This window comes from Pseudomonas sp. GW821-FHT09C09 (genome assembly GCF_059418105.1).
Window position 1 is genome coordinate 218,644 of sequence record NZ_JBWKPF010000010.1, and the last position, 18,553, is coordinate 237,196.

Sequence of the window (18,553 nt, forward strand, 5' to 3'; positions counted from 1 at the left end):
CGATGGCCCACCTGGGCGCAGCAAGCGCCACACCTCGGCAGGCATGCCGTCATGAGCATTCCGGAGCCGGTCGGCGTCACCGACGAACAGGCCACCGTCATCACGACGGTGCGCCGCTTCACGGTGCTGACGGTCAACACCCACAAAGGGTTCACCGCGCTGAACCGGCGCTTCATCCTCCCCGAACTGCGCGAAGCGGTCCGCAGCGTCTCCGCCGACGTGGTGTTTCTGCAGGAAGTCCACGGCACCCACGAACACCATCCCAAGCGCTACAACAACTGGCCGACCATGCCGCAGTACGAATTCCTCGCCGACAGCCTGTGGCCGCAGTTCGCCTATGGGCGCAACGCGGTGTACCCGGAGGGCGATCACGGCAACGCGCTGCTGTCGAAATTTCAGATCGTGCGCCACGACAACCTTGACGTTTCCATCAGCGGCCACGAAAACCGTGGCCTCTTGCACTGCGTCCTGCGCCTGCCGGGAGACGATCGCGAACTGCACGCGATCTGCGTCCATCTGGGCCTGCGTGAAAGTCATCGCAACGCACAGCTGAGGCTACTGGGCAAACGCCTCGCCAACCTGCCGGACGATGTGCCGGTCATCGTCGCCGGCGACTTCAACGACTGGCGTCAGCGCGCCGATGCGTTGCTTGAACCCTGCGGTCTGCGGGAAGTGTTTGCCGAACATCAGGGCAAACCGGCGCGCAGTTTTCCGGCGCGCTGGCCGGCGCTGCGGCTGGACCGGATCTACGTGCGCAACCTCAAGGCCAGCCAGCCGAGGGTGCTCGCCAACCGGCCCTGGTCGCACCTTTCCGATCACGTGCCGTTGTCCGTGGAGATCGAACTATGAGCAGCGCGCCGCTGGAAAAATCCGCCGTGGAACCGATCACCATCACCCCGCCGATTCGCGAACCCGGCCACGTCGATGTCGACTATGGCTGGCAGGGCAACAACCGCGTGGAACTGCTGGAAAACGGCGAGGAATATTTCCCGCGAGTCTTCGAGGCCATGCGCGCGGCGAAGAGTGAAATCCTGCTGGAGACCTTCATTGTTTTCGAAGACAAGGTCGGCAACGAACTGCAGCAGATTCTGATCGATGCCGCCCGACGTGGCGTGCGCACTACCGTCAGCCTCGACGGCTTCGGTTGCGGTGAACTGAGCACCGGATATCTCACCGCGCTGAGCGAGGCCGGTGTGCACCTGCAGATTTTCGACCCGGCACCGAAACGCCTGGGGTTTCGCACCAACTGGTTCCGCCGCCTGCACCGCAAGATCGTGGTGGTCGACGGGCTGATTGCGTTTATCGGCGGGATCAATTTCTCCGGCGACCATCTCGCTGATTTCGGCCCCGAGGCGAAGCAGGATTACGCCGTGGAAGTTCAGGGGCCGGCGGTGGCCGACATCCATCATTTCGCCCTGCTGCAAAGCGGTCGCCCCGGACGGGCGCGCTTCTGGTGGCAGCGCCGGCGCCAGCGTCGGGCGGAGATGGCGTTCACCGAGCACGACGGTCAGGTGCGCCTGGTTTTTCGCGATAACGACCGGCATCACACCGATATCGAAGACATTTACTTGCAGGTCCTGCGTCGTGCGAAACGCCGGGTGGTGATCGCCAATGCCTATTTCTTTCCCGGTTATCGCTTGCTGCGCGAGATGCGCAACGCGGCCCGGCGCGGCGTCGATGTGCGGCTGATTCTGCAGGGCCAGCCGGACATGCTGGTGGCCAAGCTCGCGGCGCGCATGACCTACGACTACCTGCTCAAGGCCGGGGTGCAGATTCACGAATATTGCCAGCGGCCGCTGCACGGCAAAGTCGCGTTGGTGGATGAAGAATGGAGCACCGTCGGGTCGAGCAATCTCGATCCGCTGAGCCTGTCGCTGAACCTGGAAGCCAACGTGTTGATCCGCGACCGGGCCTTCAATGCTCATCTGTTTGAGCGACTCGAAGATCTGAGCAACAACCACTGCAAAGCGATGGACGCCAGCAAGTCGCCGCGCGGGCGCCTCTGGCACATGACCGTGGGGTTTCTGGTGTTTCACTTCCTGCGCCACTTTCCAGCGATGGCCGGTTGGCTGCCCGCGCATAAACCCCGTTTGAAACCCTTCATCGGCAAGCGCGGGAGCGATCCGTCATGAGTCGTTCCGATGCTCCGTCCGCGACGCATTCGCCACCCGCCGCCACATCTCGCTGGAGCCGCCGGAAGCGCCCGCTGACGTTGCTGTTTTTTCTCGCGCTGATCGTCCTGCTGACAATGTTCGCCAGCCGCATCGAATGGGCCGAGGTGCTGCAAACCCTCGCCGACTTCAAGGTGCGCACGCTGATCATCGCTTCCAGCCTGACGCTGTTGAGCTTTCTGGTGTACGCCAGTTTCGACCTGATCGGCCGAACTTACATCCGTCAGGACCTGACATGGAAACAGATCCTGCCGGTGGGCATCATCAGCTACGCGTTCAACCTCAACCTGAGCGCGTGGGTCGGCGGGATCGCCATGCGTTATCGGTTGTATTCAAGGCTTGGCGTGAGCAAAAGCAACATCGCCAAGATTCTCGGGCTGAGCCTGGCGACCAACTGGTTCGGCTACATGACTATCGCTGGCGCGGTGTTCAGCAGCGGGCTGGTGCGCATGCCGCCGGGGTGGAAAGTCAGCAGCGATGCGTTGCAGGGGATTGGCGTGTTGCTGCTGTTGATCAGCCTCGGTTACCTGGTCGCCTGCCGGTTTTCCCGGCGGCGCGAGTGGTCGATTCGCGGGGTGGAAATCAACCTGCCGTCGCTGCGCATGGCGGTCCTGCAACTGCTGCTCGGTGCGCTCAACTGGTCATTGATGGCGGCGGTGATTTTCACCTTGCTGCCGAGCAAGCTCGACTATCCGCTGGTGCTCGGCGTGCTGCTGATCAGCGCGATTGCCGGAGTCATCACTCACATTCCCGCCGGGCTCGGCGTGCTGGAAGCGGTGTTCGTCGCCCTGCTGCAACACGAGGCATCGCGCGGCAGTCTGGTGGCAGGTTTGCTGGCCTATCGGGCGATCTATTTCCTGCTGCCGCTGCTGATCACCGTGGTGATGTACCTGGTGGTGGAAGCCAAGGCCAAGGCGCTCCGGATCGAGAAGAAACCCAAGCCCTGATCAGCGCGACTGAATGATGCTCAAGCGTTCCCCCACCACCATCTCGGTGATCCAGTCGACCAGAATCGAGGTGTAGGCCTGCTGCGAGGTTGGATCGCTCAAAGCATGGTCGGCACCGTCGATGATGCGATGGGTCAGCGAGTGAGTCTGTTGGCACGCGGCGCGGTAACTCATGATCGTCGCGTGAGGCACATAGTCGTCGGTTTCCGATTGCACCAGCAGCACGTCACCGGTGAATTGCGAGCAGGCATGCAGCGCCCGGTTGCTGTCGGCGCGCACCAGGGTGCCGCGATAATCGCGCAGGTCGGCCTTGTCCAGATCGCGCTTGGGCGTGTGCCATTGTTCGTCGCGATACAGCGCCGGCACCCGCAGCGCCAGCCAGCGCACCGGGCGCAATGAGGTGAGGATCGAAGCCAGATAACCGCCGTAGCTGGTGCCGACCACCGCGATGGCCGAGGTGTCCAGCGCCGGGTGGGCGAGCAGCCGGTCGTAGGCTGCGAGCAGGTCGCGCAGGTTGTCTTCACGGGTCACCCGGCTCAACGGAATACCCGTGCCGCCGGTGTGCCCGCGCAGGTCGAATGTCAGACAGACGCAGCCCAGGCCGGCGATGCCTTTGGCCCGTTCCAGGTCCCGCTCCTGACTGCCGCCCCAGCCGTGCACGAACAACACGCCGGGGACTTTCGATTTGGGACTGAGGAACGTCCCGCTCATCTGTTCGTCATCAATGTCGATCTGAATGCTTTCGCTTCTAGCCGTCATAGGATTGGACCGTTACGTATTTGAGGAGAAAGTCGCTGTTCTCGGCCGGGCCGCGATAGACCTCGATGGCATCCGCCGGCAGGGCCTGGTCGATGTAGGTTTCCACCGACGACACGCGGATCGCGCGCATCGACGGGTCGTTGACGAAACTCTGCAACGCCGCCACTTCCGCGCTGCTGGCGCCGCCCATGCGCCAGGATTGTTCGAGTACGCCGCTACGCCGTTGGCCGTTGCTGTCCAGCCCTTGAGCGATGTCATAGTTGCGCCGTGAGGCGTAGAACCGTGGATAGGCTTCGTCCGCCGCCCGGTCGAACACCTGCGCCTGTTCAATGGCGAGCCGCACGTCGTCCGGCAGTTTCAGTTTCAGCAAGTCTGCATAACCGCCCTGCACCACCAGCAGATTCGAGCCACCATAGACCTCTTCGCCGTGGGCATCCTCGGTCAAGTATTGATCACCGCAGTAACTGAGCACCCGGTCACCGATGAACGACTGGCCGACGCTATGGGTGATCACATGGCTCAGGTCCTGTTCGAGCACCACGCCTTCGCTGAACAATTTTGCAGCGTCTGGCCGGGCAAGGATTTCGTCGAACGCATCAAGGCTCTTGATCACTTCCTGTCCGCGACCGGCGCACGCATGAATCGGTTTGAGACGGATCGGACCGCTGTACAGCAGATGTTCGGCGGCAGGTCGTGCATCTCTCAGATCAAACACGCTGAGCCCGTCGAGCACGACATTGCGCGTGCGTTCGGAAAACAGCGGCGACCAGCCTTGCGGTGCTTTGGCCTGATGGCTGCGCAAGCCATGGCTGATGGCTTTGGTGCAGATGAAATCGTGCTCGACGAAACCGCCCCACAGATCCTCGGGGCCCTTGATGCCCAGCTCATGGGCCTTGGCGGCGCCGACGATGGTTTGGGTCGGCAGCAGATACAGGTCGCGACCGCGATGCTTTTGCGCGTCGTAGCTACCGCCGAACTTCAGCCCGAGAATCTGCGCCAGCCAGCGGGCCAGTGCCTTGTTGGTCTGCACTTCGTGTTGCGGTGCGTCGGGGCGTACGGAATGGGCGACCACTATTCTGTTGCGAGGTGTCGGGGTCATGCGTCCCCCTTCCAGCGGCTCGGTGAATGTAGGTCAAAGAGTGCAGAGATCAGGCCAAACGACGGCAACGCCAAAACCTTTGCGGATCAGTCGATTAGCCTTTTCGTACTGGCGTTGCGCCCGTTTCAATCTGCACGATGGCCGCCACGGCCGAGGCATTTTGCACGACCGCGCGGTGTTATCTCGCCAGCGAGGTCGGCGGGGTCACGCCGAACCGATTGCGGTAGTCACTCGGCGCCAGCCCGGTGATTTTCTTGAAGATGGCGCGAAAGGCTCCCGGATCCTGATACCCCACCGTCCACGCAATGTGATCGATGGTGCCGTTGCTGAACTCGAGCATTTCCCGGGCCTTGCCGACCCGCAGGTGCTGGCAGTATTCGGTGGGTTTCAGGCCGGTGGCGGCACGGAACCGACGCAGGAACGTGCGCTCTTCCAGCCCCGAGCGCTCGGCCATCGAAGCCAGCGAAACGTCCGTCGCGCCGGTGCTTTGCAGCCAGTGCTGGACCTTGAGAATCGACGCGTCGCCATGGCCGAGGATCGGCGCGAAGTTGCTGCCGCAGGCACTGGCGCTGTCACTGTGTTCCATCACCAGGAACCGCGCGGTGGCGCTGGCGATGCTTGGGCCCAACAAACGATCAACCAGCCGCAGTCCCAGTTCCGACCAGGCCATCAGCCCTGCCGTAGTGATCAGGTCGCCGTCGTCGACAATCGGTGTGTCAGCCTTGAGCCTGATCTGCGGATAACGCTCGGCAAAGGCCTTGGCCGAGGTCCAGTGGGTGGTGGCGCTGCGACCGTTGAGCAGGCCGCTTTCGGCCAGCAGCCACGAGCCCACGCAGACGCCGCCCAGCGTCGCGCCACGGCCATGCTGGTCGCGCAGCCATTGCAGCAATTCCGGTGTTGCCTGCTCTGCGCTGAACCCGGCGATCGAAGGTGGGATCAGCACCGCCAGCAAACCCGTTTCTTCAGCGGGATGACTGTCGTAAACCCTGACGGGTGCCTGCTCGTTCTCGACCTGCCAGTGACTCACTCGCAGTCGCGGCAATTGCGCGGCCTGATGCTCGACGGCGATCCGGTCGGCCACGCCGAACAGGTCGGTCAAGCCATGCACCGCTGCCAGTTGCGCGCCGGGATAAATCAGCACGCCCAGCTCGGCAACGGCCCTTTCAACGCCCATTGTCAGTTTTCCCCTGTCTATTGTCGGTGCGGCCAATCCTCGAAGACGTAGCGGGCGCCGATACTGATTCCACTCCCAACAAACACTTCGAGGAAACACCCATGGCCAGGCAAGCGCTCATCGTAGTCGATATCCAGAATGACTACTTCCCCCAAGGCAAGTGGCCGCTGGCTGGCGTCGACGCCGCTGCCGACAACGCCGCCCGACTGATCGCCGCGTTCCGTGAAGCGGGTGATCCGGTGATCCATATCCGTCACGAATTCACCTCGGCGGATGCGCCGTTTTTCACCCCGGGCTCCGAGGGCGCAAAGCTGCACCCCAAGGTACTCAACCGCGCCGATGAACCGGTGGTGCTCAAGCATTTCGTCAACGCGTTCCGCGAAACGGAGCTGCAATCGGTCCTCGATGAACAAGACATCAAGGCACTGGTGGTGGTCGGCAGCATGAGCCACATGTGCATCGACGGCGTTGTCCGGGCAGCGGCGGACCTGGGCTACACCGTCACAGTGATCCACGATGCCTGCGCCACCCGTGACCTGGAATTCAATGGTTTGGTCGTGCCGGCGACCCAGGTGCATGCGGCTTTCATGTCTTCGCTGGCGTTTGCCTACGCCAGCGTGGTTTCCGCGCAGGAGTTTCTCTCGAACAATCGTTGAGCGCCTGTCGCCAGTCTCCGAATGAAACCCGGCCCGCCCCGTTGCGGGCCTTTTTTCGTGCACCGAAAAAATCTCACGCGTGAGCCATTGATGGCACTTTGAATTGGTTGTAGTGTGGCTCACGCGTGAGATGTTCATAACGGAGTCATCGCCATGAAAAGCAGCTCCCCTGCAACAAAATCGGAGAGCCCGAAGGGAGTGCGCTCGACAACGTCCGCGAAAAAACCGTCGAGCTTCTATATGAAGCAGATGCGCGCGGGCCTGGCTGCCGCCGGTTATGTGAAACACGAAACTTGGGTGCTTCCCGAAAACCGAAGCTTGCTCAAGCAAATGGAGCAACAGCTACGCCAACCGATTCTGGCTGGCTCTTTCATGTCGGAGAATTACATGAGCGCAGGCAACAACTGGAACATCGATAGCCTCTACAACGCTTTCAAGGCACTGGACGAGGTGGCTTCGCACGAGATCACGCTGTCCCTGATCCAGAGCGCCGAACCCAGCCTCAAGCTGGAAATGAACGAATTCGGCGGCCTGCCGATTCACATCGCCATCGCGGGTCAGCAGATCATCGTCGATACCGTGCTGGTGGACATCGATTCCATTACCGACGTGCGCACCTTCAACGACGCGGTACTGCGCAGCCGGGAAATGTTCCCGCTATCGTCGATCGGCATCGAAACCATGCCCAACGGCCAGACCGTCTACAACATGTTCGGTGCGCTGAGTGCGGATTCGAGCCTGACCAACGTGGTCACCGAGGTGAAAACCCTGGTCGACAACGTGCAGCGCGCCAGCGAAGCCTTCGAACACTTCTTCAAGTAATCAACAGGGAAAATCCAATGACTCAGTCCATCTGGAGCAAGTTGTTCACCGCTCTGCGCGGCGGCGCGAATGAAGTCGGCGAAGCGATCGTCGACCAACAGGCCCTGCGCATCCTCGACCAGGAAATCCGTGACGCCGACAGCGCCCTGTCCAACGCCCGTCGCGAACTGGTCACCATCATGGCCAAGCACAAACTGTCCGCCGACCGCGTGAGCGAGTACGACGCCAAGATCAAGGACCTGGAAGCCAAGGCAGTCTCCGCTTTGAACGCCGGCCGTGAAGATCTGGCAATGGAAGTGGCCGAAGCGATTTCGACCCTGACCAATGACCTGACCACCGAAAAGGCCCAGAGCGACGAGTTCGGCACCTACGCCGACAACATGCGCAAGGACATCAACAAGGCCGAAGCGCGGATCAAAAGCCTGCGTCAGCAAGTGGACATGGCCAAGGCCCGTGACAGCGTGCAGAAAGCCCAGGTCAGCGCATCAATCGCCAGCGGCGGCGCCAACGGCAAGCTGGAAACCGCTGTCGGCACCCTGAACCGTCTGCAAGAGAAGCAAAAGCAGCGTGCCGCCGAGCTGAACGCTCAGGACGAACTGGCCGATGCCACAACTGGCAACGATCTGGAGCGCAAGCTGCGCGACGCCGGCATCACGCCGAACGAGGGCAGCGCCAACGCGATCCTCGAGCGCCTGAAGCAGAAGTCGGCCCAGTAAGGGCAGCCAGAAGAAAAGAAGGGCACCGGGTGCCCTTCTTTTTTGCCTGCTCGTTTGTCACGAGGCCGGTACACTAGCGGCGTTTTGCCAACGAACACCTCCACCCGCTTCAAGGAATGTACCCATGGGATGGTTAAAGAATTTGCTCGGCACCGGTTCGGCCCCTGCACCTGCACGCGAGGCGGCCAGCGGCCCGTTGGGCCTGGCGCAGGGCAAGGCGATCCGGTTCGACTCGACGCTCGGCCTGCTGCTCGACGGCAGCACCTCGGTACGGGTCCCCGATGCCCAGGCCATCTGGAGCGCCGGCTGGATCGACCTCGGCCAGTCGAACAAGCTGTATCGCTACTACCTGGACAACGAAGATTTCTGGCTGCAGGTCCACGTCACCGGCGACGATCAGATCGAATCGGTGACGCTGTTCAATTACCTCAACTATGTCACGGTCAACAGTGACGCCGAGCTGCAGCGCCTGGCGGGTCCGAACAGCCTGATCGGCCTGCCGGCCTACACCCATGACGGCGTGTCCTTCACCCGTGAATGGGGCACCGAACGCGGCCAGACCGAACTGGTCCCGCTCACCGAGCAAGTGGTCAATCCCGACGAGTCCTACACCATCGAACACCATTCGATGCTGTACGCCCGGGAAACCGGCCTGACCGACCGTCGCGAACTGCTGCTGTTCTCCGTCGAACAGGACGAAGAAGGCACTGTCAGCCTGAGCACATCGCTGGGCATCTCGCTGTACACCACCGATCTGAGCACCATTTAAAAGGAAGTTCCCCATGCTGGAAGTGCTGTCCGTTTCCCTGAACAAGGCCGCGCTGGTCGGTTTCGCCGCCTATCTGATCGGCGCCGTGCTGCTGTTCATGCTGTTTCAGTTCGTCTACACCCGCATCACGCCGCACAAGGAATTCGAACTGATTCGCGGCGGTAACAACGCTGCTGCCATCGCCCTGTCGGGCGCGATCATCGGTTTCGCGATCCCGGCGAGCAACATCATCGCCCACTCGATCAACGTCCTCGATTTCGTCCTCTGGGCCGTGATCGCCGCTGCGGTGCAACTGCTGGCATTCCTGGCCACCGGACTGGTGCTCAAAGGCACGTCCCAGCGCATCGCCAACGGTGAAGTTGCCGCCGGCATCTACGTGGCAGCGGTGGCGATCAGCGTCGGCATGCTCAACGCCGCGTGCATGACCCCGTCCTACTGATCGGCAGGAAGCCCGAGATGAAACGAAGCAAGTACGTTCAACTGTCCCTCGCCGCATCGGTGGCCCTGGCGATTTCCGGTGAAGCAGCCGCCCAGGAACAACAGCGCACCTTCCAGAGCGTGGAACAGTGCGTCGACGCCGAAGTGGCTGCCGATGCCTGCTCGAATGCCTACGTCGCGGCCCTGGCCGAACACCGGCGTATCGCCCCGGCTTATGACGACAAAACCAAGTGCGACGCGGACTTTGCCGCCGGCTGGTGCCAGAAGAACTCCGACGGCCGCTTTGTGCCGAAGCTCGGTGGTTTCAAGGTGCCGCAAAACACCGAGCCGGCACAGAACCTTGATGCGATTGCCAATGCGCAGATGCCAGAAGGCAATGCCGAGCCCGTGCAGACCACCCAGAACACGACCCACGTCTCCAGCGGTGGCGGATCGAGCAACGGCTGGCTCACCGGATGGCTGATCGGTAACGCCATGAGCAACAACTCGCGGACGGTGTATCGCGATCGCGATACGCGCCAGACGTATGACACTTCGACGCTGAACCGGCGGATCGAATCGGCTCCGACCACTCGCAGCAATTCGGACTACACCAGCTCCCGTAGTAAATCGGTCAACGTGGCGTCTTCCACTTCCCGTGGCGGTTTCGGCAGCCAGTCCAGCGCACGCAGCGGTTGGGGCGGCTGGGGCAGTTCGAGCAGCTGATGAAGAAGATCCATTGCGCCGAGCGCCACGACTGGAAACAGACGGCCGAAAGCCTCGGTTTTCTGTTCCACACCATCGACGACGAGCCCTACTGGGACGAACGCGCGTACTACCAGTTCACGCTCGCGCAGATCGAAAATGATCTCGAGGATCCGACCACCGAACTGCACGAGATGTGCATGGATCTGGTGGACCGGGTCGTGCGCAGCGAGGAGCTGCTTGATCGCTTGAGCATCCCTGCGTCGTACTACGACATGATCCGAACGTCCTGGCTGGAAGGTCATCCGCATCTGTACGGACGCATGGACTTCTCCTACAGCGGCAACGGCCCGGCGAAACTGCTGGAGCTCAACTACGACACGCCCACCAGCCTGTACGAAGCCTCGGCCTTCCAGTGGGGCTGGCTTGAGCAATGCATCGAGCGCGGGATGCTGCCGCGCCATGCCGACCAGTTCAACAGCATCGACACCCGACTGCACGAAGCCTTTGCCGCGCTGAAACTCAAGCGCCCGTTTTACTTTGCCTCGATGAAAGGTTCGGTCGAGGACAAGGGCACCACGGACTACCTGCGACTGATCGCGGAAAAGGTCGGCATCGAATCGCGGCACATCGATATCGAAGACATCGGCCTGACAACTGAAGGACGTTTCGTCGACCTTGAGGATCGCTGGATTCCGCACCTGTTCAAGCTGCACGCCTGGGAATTCATCTTCCACGAGCCGTTCGGTGCAGCCATCGCCGATTGCGATACGCAATTTTTCGAACCGGCGTGGAAGGCCATTCTCTCCAATAAAGGCGCCCTGCCCTTGCTATGGGAATTGCACAAGGGCCATCCGAATCTGCTGGCCGCTCATCTCGATCCGGATCCGGCCAGCGCAGTGCCCAGGGGCTGGGTGCGCAAGCCGTACTTTTCCCGGGAAGGTGCCAACATCGAGCTGCAAACTGCCGACGGTCTGATCGTCAAAGAGGATGGCCCCTACACGGATGCGCCCTTCATCCTGCAGGAGTTTGCGCCACTGCCAAGGTTCGATGACAGCTACACGCTGATTGGGTCCTGGGTGATCGGCGACCAGGCCGCAGGAATTGGCGTGCGCGAAGACAATAGCCTGATCACCAAGGACTCGAGCCGTTTTTTACCGCACCTGATTCTTGACTGATTCGAGGCCGGCAATAAAAAACCCGTAGCGTTTGCGCGCTACGGGTTTTTCGTTTCCGGCGTCGGTTACGACAGCTCGGTCGTACGAGCCGGAGCTTCCACCAAAGGTTTTTCCCGGACCGGTTCGGCGGTGGCGAGACCGGCCATTCTGCGGCGAGAGATTTCCGCGCCACGGCGACGCAGCGGCGTTTCGACAAACCGGTAGTTCAGCTCGCTGCAGATCACCATGATCGCAAACGACGTCAGCAACAGTTGGACGGTGAACTCGCTGCCCAGCTCGACGCCCCGCTCGCTGGCCACACGACTCCAGATCTCGGTGCTCAGGTGGTAGGCAAACATGTGCACGACGTACAGGGCGTAGGAACGCGAACCCAGCCACTGGCCGATAGCGCTCAGGAAGACCGGACAGTAGATGTAACCCTTCTGGTAACTGGAGAGCCAGACCAGGATCAGCGCATTGATCGCCAGCAACCCGACAGCGATCGGTGTTGCAATGAGCTGGCCGGCAATGGCGCCCATCATGTACAGCAGGAACAGCGTGATCCCCAGCCGCTTGATCAGGCTGCCACCCAACGCCACGGGCTCGATTTCCTTGTACAAGGAGGTGCGCGTGAACAGGCAGAGCAGGATGCCCCACATCATGGCGTCAAGACGGAACGAAAACAGCATTCCCGCCGGCGCCGCACCAAACGCATTGCGATCCAGCGGAAACTGCACGGCGATCAACGTAATCAGGGCGATCACCCGCCACCGTGTCGAAGTGATCAACAGCAGGAACAGCGGGAAGATGAAGTAGAACTGCTCCTCCAGCGCCAGACTCCAGTAAACCGAGTTTGGCCCCAGGATCACCCCGTACTGGTTCGCCAGGTTACCGGTGAATGTCGCGACGGCGGTGAAGCTGCGCACATTGTCGAACCACGACTGGAACGCATTGGACTGGTTGAAGAAGATCGAGAACACCAGCGGTATCAACACCCACAGCCAGGCAGTGGGCAGCAGGCGGTAAGCCCGTCGAATCCAGAATGACGTTGCGGCGAGACCGAAGCGATTCTGCTCGCGGTTCTGATCGAAGTAATCGAGGTAGGCCTTGCTGACGACAAAACCTGAAATACAGAAGAACAGATCCACCCCGGACCAGGGGGAATACACGTTGAACAGCTTTTCCATGAACGCGCCATGAAATGGCAATAACAACGTACTGTGGGCAAACACCGTCATCAGGATGGCCACACCGCGCAGGTACTCGATTTCCTTGTTCTTGCTACTGCTCATCGGTTTCTCTTGTTCTTGTGATGAGAACTGACGCCCGATGCCGGGGAGCCCGCTCTTGCAAAAAATGGACGGGCTCGAAAGCGCCGGGACCGATCATGGATCGGCTTGCCGCTGCCTTCAAGACTCTTTGCGAAACTTTACCGCCCTGAACGCCCGGACTGTTTAGTCAGTTCACGAACATCCAAAAGCCAAGTGCAACCGCCAAAACGACGAAGCCCCCGCAATGCGGGGGCTTCGAATCCAGACCGGGCCTGGTTCAGCGACTTCGATCAGAACGGGATATCGTCATCGAAGCTGTCGAAATCCGGAGCTGGCTGCGGCGCGGCCTGCTGTGGAGCCGGGGCCGGACGCTGCTGAGGAGCCGACTGCTGCGGACGCGGAGCCTGCTGGCGTGGCGCCTGCTGCTGATAGTTGTTGCCACCGCCTTGCTGGTCGCCCTGTTGTGGACGGCCGCCCAGCAGTTGCATGGTGCCTTGCATGTCGACCACGATCTCGGTGGTGTAACGCTTGATGCCGTCTTTTTCCCACTCGCGGGTCTGCAGCTTGCCTTCGATGTAAACCTGCGAACCCTTGCGCAGGTACTCGCCGGCGATTTCGGCTACCTTGCCGAACATCGATACGCGGTGCCACTCGGTCTTCTCGACCTTCTGACCGGTCTGCTTGTCGGTCCACTGTTCGCTGGTTGCCAGACTCAGGTTGGTCACGGCGTTACCGTTAGGCAAGTAGCGAACTTCGGGATCCTGGCCGCAAGTGCCGACCAATATGACTTTGTTAACCCCACGGGCCATAACGTTCTCCTAGGCTTCGCAAGCAGCCCCGGCCGGGTTGTTCACCAGGCGTTCGAGGGTGTCGCGATCCACTAATTCTTTATCCAGTTTGATGTAAACAGCCGCTTCATCGGCGACTATCACTGCATCTGTTACCCCTACGAGGGCCCTGAGGCGCTCGACCAGACCCGCTTCGCGGATCGCCTCGGGCGACAACGGCAAGCGCAGGCTCGTCACGTAGGGAGGTTCACGCATGGTAACAGCAAAGGCCAGCCAGATGGCAGCCAGCCCGGCACATCCGAGGAACACAACCGACAGACCGCCATGCTGGAACATCCAGCCGCCGAGAATCCCGCCGAGTGCCGAACCGAGGAACTGGCTGGTGGAGTACACGCCCATGGCCGTGCCCTTGCCACCTGCCGGTGAAACCTTGCTGATCAGCGACGGCAGCGAGGCTTCCAGCAGATTGAACGCGGTAAAGAACACCACCGTCCCGATCACCAGAGCCCGCAGGCTGTCACCGAACTGCCAGAAGAATAGCTCAGTGAGCATCAGCGTCATGACGGCGCCGAGCAAAACTCGTTTCATTTTGCGTTTCTTCTCGCCGTAGATGATGAACGGGATCATGGCGAAGAAAGAGATCAACAGAGCTGTAAGGTAGACCCACCAGTGCTGTTCCTTGGGCAGCCCGGCTTTTTCGACCAGGGCCAGGGGCAGCGCGACGAAGCTCGACATCAACATTGCATGTAACACAAAAATGCCGAGATCCAGGCGCAGCAGGTCCGGGTGCTTCAGCGTCGGCATCAACGCCTGGCGCGCCACGCCAGACTCGCGATGACTCAGCGGGCCGGTGGATTTCGGCACCATGAACAGCACGATCACGATACCCACCAGCGCCATACCGCCGGTGGCCAGGAACAGGCCGGAAAGACCGAATGCGCGAGTCAGCAGCGGACCGACCACCATGGCCACCGCGAACGACAGGCCGATGGTCATGCCGATCATCGCCATGGCCTTGGTGCGGTGCTGTTCGCGAGTCAGGTCGGACAGCAACGCCATGACCGCTGCGGAAATTGCGCCGGCACCTTGCAGGATCCGGCCGGCAATCACGCCCCAGATCGAGTCGGCCTGGGCCGCCAGCACGCTGCCGAGGGCAAAGACGATCAGCCCCAGGTAAATCACCGGGCGACGGCCGATACGGTCGGAAATGATCCCGAACGGAATCTGGAAAATCGCCTGGGTCAGGCCGTAAGCGCCAATCGCCAGCCCGATGAGGGCCGGGGTCGCTCCCGCCAGATCCATGCCATAGGTGGCCAGTACCGGCAGCACCATGAACATGCCAAGCATACGGAAGGCGAACACCAGGGCCAGACCGCTCGCCGCGCGGGTCTCGCTGCCACTCATGCGTTCGCTGTGGGGATCGTGCATGGAAAAACCTCGTGTGAACCGGCGGCGATTCTACCAGTCCCATCGAAAGACGGGGTATATCGCGACGCTATGACGCGTATAGATGAAACTCTCTTCATGCAAGGTGGAAAACCCTTCATTCGATAGTGTGCATCCATCCAGTATTTGGCCGTATACTCCTGTGTTTTCGACGCCCGCCGAGCGAGGCCACTTTGGACAAGATCCTGATACGTGGGGCCCGTACCCACAACCTGAAGAACATCGACCTGACCCTGCCACGGGACAAACTGATCGTCATCACCGGCCTGTCCGGATCCGGCAAGTCGTCCCTGGCCTTCGACACGCTCTATGCCGAAGGTCAGCGCCGCTATGTCGAATCCCTGTCGGCCTATGCCCGGCAGTTCCTGTCGATGATGGAAAAACCCGACGTCGACACCATCGAAGGCCTGTCGCCGGCGATCTCCATCGAACAGAAGTCGACCTCGCACAACCCGCGATCCACGGTCGGCACCATCACCGAAATCTACGACTACCTGCGTCTGCTCTATGCGCGCGTCGGTACGCCACGCTGCCCGGATCACGACATCCCGCTGGAAGCGCAGACCGTCAGTCAGATGGTCGATCTGGTGCTGGCACAACCGGAAGGCAGCAAGTTGATGCTGCTGGCACCGGTGATCCGCGAGCGCAAGGGCGAGCATCTGTCGGTGTTCGAAGAACTGCGCGCTCAGGGCTTCGTTCGCGCCCGGGTCAACGGCCGGCTCTGCGAGCTGGACGAGCTGCCAAAGCTGGATAAACAGAAAAAGCACACGATCGAAGTCGTGGTCGACCGCTTCAAGGTTCGCGCCGATTTGCAGCAGCGTCTGGCCGAATCCTTCGAAACCGCACTGAAGCTGGCCGACGGCATCGCTCTCGTGGCACCGATGGACGACGAGCCAGGCGAAGAGATGATCTTCTCCGCGCGCTTCGCCTGCCCGATCTGCGGCCATGCGATCAGCGAGCTGGAACCCAAGCTGTTTTCCTTCAACAACCCGGCCGGCGCCTGCCCGACCTGTGACGGTCTGGGCGTGAAGCAGTTCTTCGACATCAAGCGTCTGGTCAACGGTGAACTGACCCTGGCCGAAGGTGCGATACGCGGCTGGGACAGGCGCAACGTCTATTACTTCCAGATGCTCGGCTCGCTGGCCGCGCATTACGGTTTCAGCCTCGAGCAGCCGTTCAACGAGCTGCCGGCGGATCAGCAGAAATATATTCTGCATGGCAGCGGTTCGCAGAACGTCGACTTCAAATACCTCAACGACCGCGGTGACATCGTCAAGCGTTCGCACCCGTTCGAAGGCATCGTGCCGAACCTCGAGCGTCGCTACCGCGAAACCGAATCGGCGAGCGTGCGCGAAGAACTGGCGAAGTTCCTCAGCACCCAGTCCTGCCCGGATTGCCGCGGCACCCGCCTGCGCCGCGAAGCGCGACATGTGTGGGTTGGCGAGAAAACCCTGCCGGCGGTGACCAACCTGCCGATCGGCGATGCCTGCGACTACTTCGGCGATTTGAAGATGACCGGTCGCCGTGGCGAAATCGCCGACAAGATTCTCAAGGAGATCCGCGAGCGTCTGCAGTTCCTGGTCAACGTGGGCCTGGACTACCTGTCGCTGGATCGCAGTGCGGACACGTTATCTGGTGGCGAAGCCCAGCGGATTCGTCTGGCCAGCCAGATCGGCGCCGGTCTGGTCGGGGTTCTGTACATCCTCGATGAGCCGTCCATCGGCCTGCACCAGCGTGACAATGATCGCCTGCTCGGCACCCTCAAGCACCTGCGCGACATCGGCAACACGGTGATCGTGGTCGAGCACGACGAAGACGCGATCCGTCTGGCTGACTACGTTGTGGATATCGGCCCGGGTGCCGGGGTTCATGGCGGGCAAATCGTCGCCGAAGGCACGCCGGACGAAGTCATGGCGCACCCGGACTCGCTCACCGGCAAATACCTGTCGGGTCGGGTCAAGATCGAAGTGCCGGCCAAACGCACGCCGCGCAACAAGAAGCAGGTGCTGTCGCTCAAGGGCGCGCGGGGCAACAATCTGCGCAATGTCGATCTGGAGATCCCGATCGGCCTGCTGACCTGCGTGACCGGTGTCTCCGGCTCCGGCAAATCGACGCTGATCAACAACACTCTGTTTCCGCTGAGCGCCACGGCCCTCAATGGCGCGACCACTCTGGAAGCGGCAGCTCACGACAGCATCAAGGGCCTGGAGCATCTGGACAAGGTCGTCGATATCGACCAGAGCCCGATCGGTCGTACACCGCGCTCCAACCCGGCGACCTACACCGGGCTGTTTACGCCGATCCGCGAACTGTTCGCCGGCGTGCCGGAGTCCCGCTCTCGTGGTTATGGCCCGGGGCGCTTCTCGTTCAACGTCAAGGGCGGCCGTTGCGAGGCTTGCCAGGGCGACGGTCTGATCAAGGTGGAAATGCACTTCCTGCCGGACATCTACGTGCCATGCGACGTGTGCAAGAGCAAACGCTACAACCGCGAAACCCTGGAGATCAAATACAAGGGCAAGAGCATCCACGAAACCCTCGAGATGACCATCGAGGAAGCGCGGGAGTTCTTCGACGCGGTGCCGGCGCTGGCGCGCAAGCTGCAAACACTGATGGATGTGGGTCTTTCGTACATCAAGCTCGGTCAGTCGGCGACCACGCTGTCCGGCGGTGAAGCGCAGCGGGTCAAGCTGTCTCGCGAGCTGTCCAAGCGCGACACCGGCAAGACCCTGTACATCCTCGATGAGCCGACTACCGGCCTGCACTTCGCGGATATCCAGCAACTGCTCGACGTGCTGCATCGCCTGCGCGACCACGGCAACACCGTGGTGGTCATCGAGCACAACCTCGATGTAATCAAGACCGCCGACTGGCTGGTGGATCTCGGCCCCGAGGGTGGTTCGAAAGGTGGACAAATCATCGCCACCGGTACACCGGAGGAAGTGGCCGAGATGAAGCAGTCTCACACTGGCCATTACCTCAAGCCGCTGCTGATCCGCGATCGAGCCTGATTGCCGGGCATGAAAAAGCCCCTGTCACTTCACCAGTGACAGGGGCTTTTTTTGTATCGGTTGCAATCAGGATGTATGGGACTGCAGGTAGTTCTGAATGCCGATCAGCTTGATCAGGCCCAACTGCTTTTCAAGCCAGTAGGTGTGGTCTTCTTCGGTGTCGTGCAACTGAAGCTTGAGGATATCGCGGCTTACGTAGTCGCCATTCTTTTCGCACAGCTCGATGCCTTTGCACAGCGCGGCACGCACCTTGTACTCAAGGCGCAGATCCGCTTCGAGCATGGTCTCCACCGTGGTGCCGACGTCCAGATCATCAGGACGCATGCGCGGCGTACCTTCCAGCATCAGGATCCGGCGCATCAAAGCGTCAGCATGACCGGCTTCTTCTTCCATCTCGTGGTTGATTCGTTCGTAGAGCTTGGTGAACCCCCAGTCCTCATACATCCGCGAGTGAACGAAATATTGGTCACGCGCGGCCAGTTCGCCGGTCAGCAACGTGTTGAGGTAATCGATAACGTCTGGGTGGCCTTGCATCGCCCTACATCTCCCTTCTTGAAAGTCTGTAGTTTGAACCAACATGACTGCGAGGTCACTCACTTCGCGCAATAAAAGCGAAGATATTCTGAGAAAAGCAGGTTAAATAACGCA

The 18,553-nt window shown here is 61.0% G+C and carries 18 protein-coding genes; 11 read left to right on the plus strand and 7 right to left on the minus strand.

Going from position 1 to position 18,553, the window contains the following annotated elements:
• Window positions 1-51 precede the first annotated feature (51 nt).
• From AC07NR_RS27030 to AC07NR_RS27040, 3 genes are read left to right on the plus strand one after another with little or no spacing between them, the layout of a single operon-like run.
• The gene (locus tag AC07NR_RS27030) at window positions 52-849 is read left to right on the plus strand and encodes an endonuclease/exonuclease/phosphatase family protein (protein WP_248740546.1); all 798 of its coding nucleotides are present in this window, start codon (window positions 52-54) and stop codon (window positions 847-849) included.
• Window positions 846-2,132 carry a cardiolipin synthase ClsB gene (gene clsB, locus AC07NR_RS27035; RefSeq protein WP_495079852.1) on the plus strand — a complete coding sequence of 429 codons (1,287 nt, stop codon included), beginning with the start codon at window positions 846-848 and terminating at the stop codon, window positions 2,130-2,132. The genes AC07NR_RS27030 and clsB overlap by 4 nt, the downstream gene beginning before the upstream one ends.
• Window positions 2,129-3,118 carry a lysylphosphatidylglycerol synthase domain-containing protein gene (locus AC07NR_RS27040; RefSeq protein WP_248740548.1) on the plus strand — a complete coding sequence of 330 codons (990 nt, stop codon included), beginning with the start codon at window positions 2,129-2,131 and terminating at the stop codon, window positions 3,116-3,118. The genes clsB and AC07NR_RS27040 overlap by 4 nt, the downstream gene beginning before the upstream one ends.
• Here the strand turns inward: AC07NR_RS27040 and AC07NR_RS27045 are convergent, their stop codons facing one another.
• The 3 genes from AC07NR_RS27045 to AC07NR_RS27055 form a co-directional block, all read right to left on the minus strand.
• Window positions 3,119-3,877, minus strand: a complete 759-nt coding sequence (locus tag AC07NR_RS27045; protein ID WP_007955615.1) for an alpha/beta hydrolase family protein — start codon at window positions 3,875-3,877, stop codon at window positions 3,119-3,121.
• Entirely contained in the window at window positions 3,867-4,976 is a 1,110-nt protein-coding gene (locus AC07NR_RS27050) for a DUF3182 family protein (RefSeq protein ID WP_495079853.1), read from the minus strand. Before AC07NR_RS27050 ends, AC07NR_RS27045 begins: the two co-directional genes overlap by 11 nt.
• A gap of 178 nt (window positions 4,977-5,154) precedes the next feature.
• On the minus strand, window positions 5,155-6,150 hold the full coding sequence (locus tag AC07NR_RS27055; RefSeq protein WP_495079854.1) for a GlxA family transcriptional regulator: 996 nt from the start codon (window positions 6,148-6,150) through the stop codon (window positions 5,155-5,157).
• 101 nt (window positions 6,151-6,251) lie between these two features.
• Here AC07NR_RS27055 and AC07NR_RS27060 point away from each other — a divergent pair, with 101 nt between their 5' ends.
• From AC07NR_RS27060 to AC07NR_RS27090, 7 genes are all read left to right on the plus strand, one after another.
• Window positions 6,252-6,806, plus strand: a complete 555-nt coding sequence (locus tag AC07NR_RS27060; protein WP_495079855.1) for a cysteine hydrolase family protein — start codon at window positions 6,252-6,254, stop codon at window positions 6,804-6,806.
• A gap of 153 nt (window positions 6,807-6,959) precedes the next feature.
• Window positions 6,960-7,628 (plus strand): YjfI family protein, encoded by a 669-nt coding sequence (locus AC07NR_RS27065; protein ID WP_134828264.1) that lies wholly within the window; start codon window positions 6,960-6,962, stop codon window positions 7,626-7,628.
• Between the two features lie 17 nt (window positions 7,629-7,645).
• Complete coding sequence (locus AC07NR_RS27070; protein WP_305835688.1) at window positions 7,646-8,344, plus strand: PspA/IM30 family protein; 699 nt, start codon at window positions 7,646-7,648, stop codon at window positions 8,342-8,344.
• Between the two features lie 124 nt (window positions 8,345-8,468).
• Window positions 8,469-9,113 carry a DUF2491 family protein gene (locus tag AC07NR_RS27075; RefSeq protein WP_305835689.1) on the plus strand — a complete coding sequence of 215 codons (645 nt, stop codon included), beginning with the start codon at window positions 8,469-8,471 and terminating at the stop codon, window positions 9,111-9,113.
• Window positions 9,114-9,126: 13 nt separating this feature from the next.
• Entirely contained in the window at window positions 9,127-9,552 is a 426-nt protein-coding gene (locus AC07NR_RS27080; protein ID WP_085712345.1) for a DUF350 domain-containing protein, read from the plus strand.
• A 17-nt stretch (window positions 9,553-9,569) separates the two neighbouring features.
• Window positions 9,570-10,256 (plus strand): DUF1190 domain-containing protein, encoded by a 687-nt coding sequence (locus AC07NR_RS27085; RefSeq protein WP_248740553.1) that lies wholly within the window; start codon window positions 9,570-9,572, stop codon window positions 10,254-10,256.
• Window positions 10,256-11,413 (plus strand): glutathionylspermidine synthase family protein, encoded by a 1,158-nt coding sequence (locus AC07NR_RS27090; RefSeq protein WP_495079856.1) that lies wholly within the window; start codon window positions 10,256-10,258, stop codon window positions 11,411-11,413. Before AC07NR_RS27085 ends, AC07NR_RS27090 begins: the two co-directional genes overlap by 1 nt.
• Window positions 11,414-11,478: 65 nt before the next feature.
• Here AC07NR_RS27090 and AC07NR_RS27095 read toward each other — a convergent pair whose 3' ends face one another.
• The 3 genes from AC07NR_RS27095 to AC07NR_RS27105 form a co-directional block, all read right to left on the minus strand.
• On the minus strand, window positions 11,479-12,684 hold the full coding sequence (locus AC07NR_RS27095) for an acyltransferase family protein (protein ID WP_495079857.1): 1,206 nt from the start codon (window positions 12,682-12,684) through the stop codon (window positions 11,479-11,481).
• A 269-nt stretch (window positions 12,685-12,953) separates the two neighbouring features.
• Complete coding sequence (locus AC07NR_RS27100; protein WP_007966163.1) at window positions 12,954-13,472, minus strand: single-stranded DNA-binding protein; 519 nt, start codon at window positions 13,470-13,472, stop codon at window positions 12,954-12,956.
• A gap of 9 nt (window positions 13,473-13,481) precedes the next feature.
• Window positions 13,482-14,879, minus strand: coding sequence for an MFS transporter (locus tag AC07NR_RS27105; RefSeq protein ID WP_119428952.1), 1,398 nt, complete (start codon window positions 14,877-14,879; stop codon window positions 13,482-13,484).
• Between the two features lie 191 nt (window positions 14,880-15,070).
• On the opposite strand from AC07NR_RS27105, the gene uvrA reads away from it, so the two are divergent.
• The gene (uvrA, locus tag AC07NR_RS27110; protein ID WP_119428953.1) at window positions 15,071-17,905 is read left to right on the plus strand and encodes an excinuclease ABC subunit UvrA; all 2,835 of its coding nucleotides are present in this window, start codon (window positions 15,071-15,073) and stop codon (window positions 17,903-17,905) included.
• A gap of 66 nt (window positions 17,906-17,971) precedes the next feature.
• Here the strand turns inward: uvrA and bfr are convergent, their stop codons facing one another.
• Window positions 17,972-18,439 carry a bacterioferritin gene (bfr, locus tag AC07NR_RS27115; protein ID WP_085733015.1) on the minus strand — a complete coding sequence of 156 codons (468 nt, stop codon included), beginning with the start codon at window positions 18,437-18,439 and terminating at the stop codon, window positions 17,972-17,974.
• Window positions 18,440-18,553: the final 114 nt, after the last annotated feature.

Coding starts and splice junctions, on each gene's coding strand:
- AC07NR_RS27030 (WP_248740546.1), top strand. CDS start 52: ATGAGCATTCCGGAGCCGGTCGGCGTCACCGACGAACAGGCCACCGTC.
- clsB (WP_495079852.1), top strand. CDS start 846: ATGAGCAGCGCGCCGCTGGAAAAATCCGCCGTGGAACCGATCACCATC.
- AC07NR_RS27040 (WP_248740548.1), top strand. CDS start 2,129: ATGAGTCGTTCCGATGCTCCGTCCGCGACGCATTCGCCACCCGCCGCC.
- AC07NR_RS27045 (WP_007955615.1), bottom strand. CDS start 3,877: ATGACGGCTAGAAGCGAAAGCATTCAGATCGACATTGATGACGAACAG.
- AC07NR_RS27050 (WP_495079853.1), bottom strand. CDS start 4,976: ATGACCCCGACACCTCGCAACAGAATAGTGGTCGCCCATTCCGTACGC.
- AC07NR_RS27055 (WP_495079854.1), bottom strand. CDS start 6,150: ATGGGCGTTGAAAGGGCCGTTGCCGAGCTGGGCGTGCTGATTTATCCC.
- AC07NR_RS27060 (WP_495079855.1), top strand. CDS start 6,252: ATGGCCAGGCAAGCGCTCATCGTAGTCGATATCCAGAATGACTACTTC.
- AC07NR_RS27065 (WP_134828264.1), top strand. CDS start 6,960: ATGAAAAGCAGCTCCCCTGCAACAAAATCGGAGAGCCCGAAGGGAGTG.
- AC07NR_RS27070 (WP_305835688.1), top strand. CDS start 7,646: ATGACTCAGTCCATCTGGAGCAAGTTGTTCACCGCTCTGCGCGGCGGC.
- AC07NR_RS27075 (WP_305835689.1), top strand. CDS start 8,469: ATGGGATGGTTAAAGAATTTGCTCGGCACCGGTTCGGCCCCTGCACCT.
- AC07NR_RS27080 (WP_085712345.1), top strand. CDS start 9,127: ATGCTGGAAGTGCTGTCCGTTTCCCTGAACAAGGCCGCGCTGGTCGGT.
- AC07NR_RS27085 (WP_248740553.1), top strand. CDS start 9,570: ATGAAACGAAGCAAGTACGTTCAACTGTCCCTCGCCGCATCGGTGGCC.
- AC07NR_RS27090 (WP_495079856.1), top strand. CDS start 10,256: ATGAAGAAGATCCATTGCGCCGAGCGCCACGACTGGAAACAGACGGCC.
- AC07NR_RS27095 (WP_495079857.1), bottom strand. CDS start 12,684: ATGAGCAGTAGCAAGAACAAGGAAATCGAGTACCTGCGCGGTGTGGCC.
- AC07NR_RS27100 (WP_007966163.1), bottom strand. CDS start 13,472: ATGGCCCGTGGGGTTAACAAAGTCATATTGGTCGGCACTTGCGGCCAG.
- AC07NR_RS27105 (WP_119428952.1), bottom strand. CDS start 14,879: ATGCACGATCCCCACAGCGAACGCATGAGTGGCAGCGAGACCCGCGCG.
- bfr (WP_085733015.1), bottom strand. CDS start 18,439: ATGCAAGGCCACCCAGACGTTATCGATTACCTCAACACGTTGCTGACC.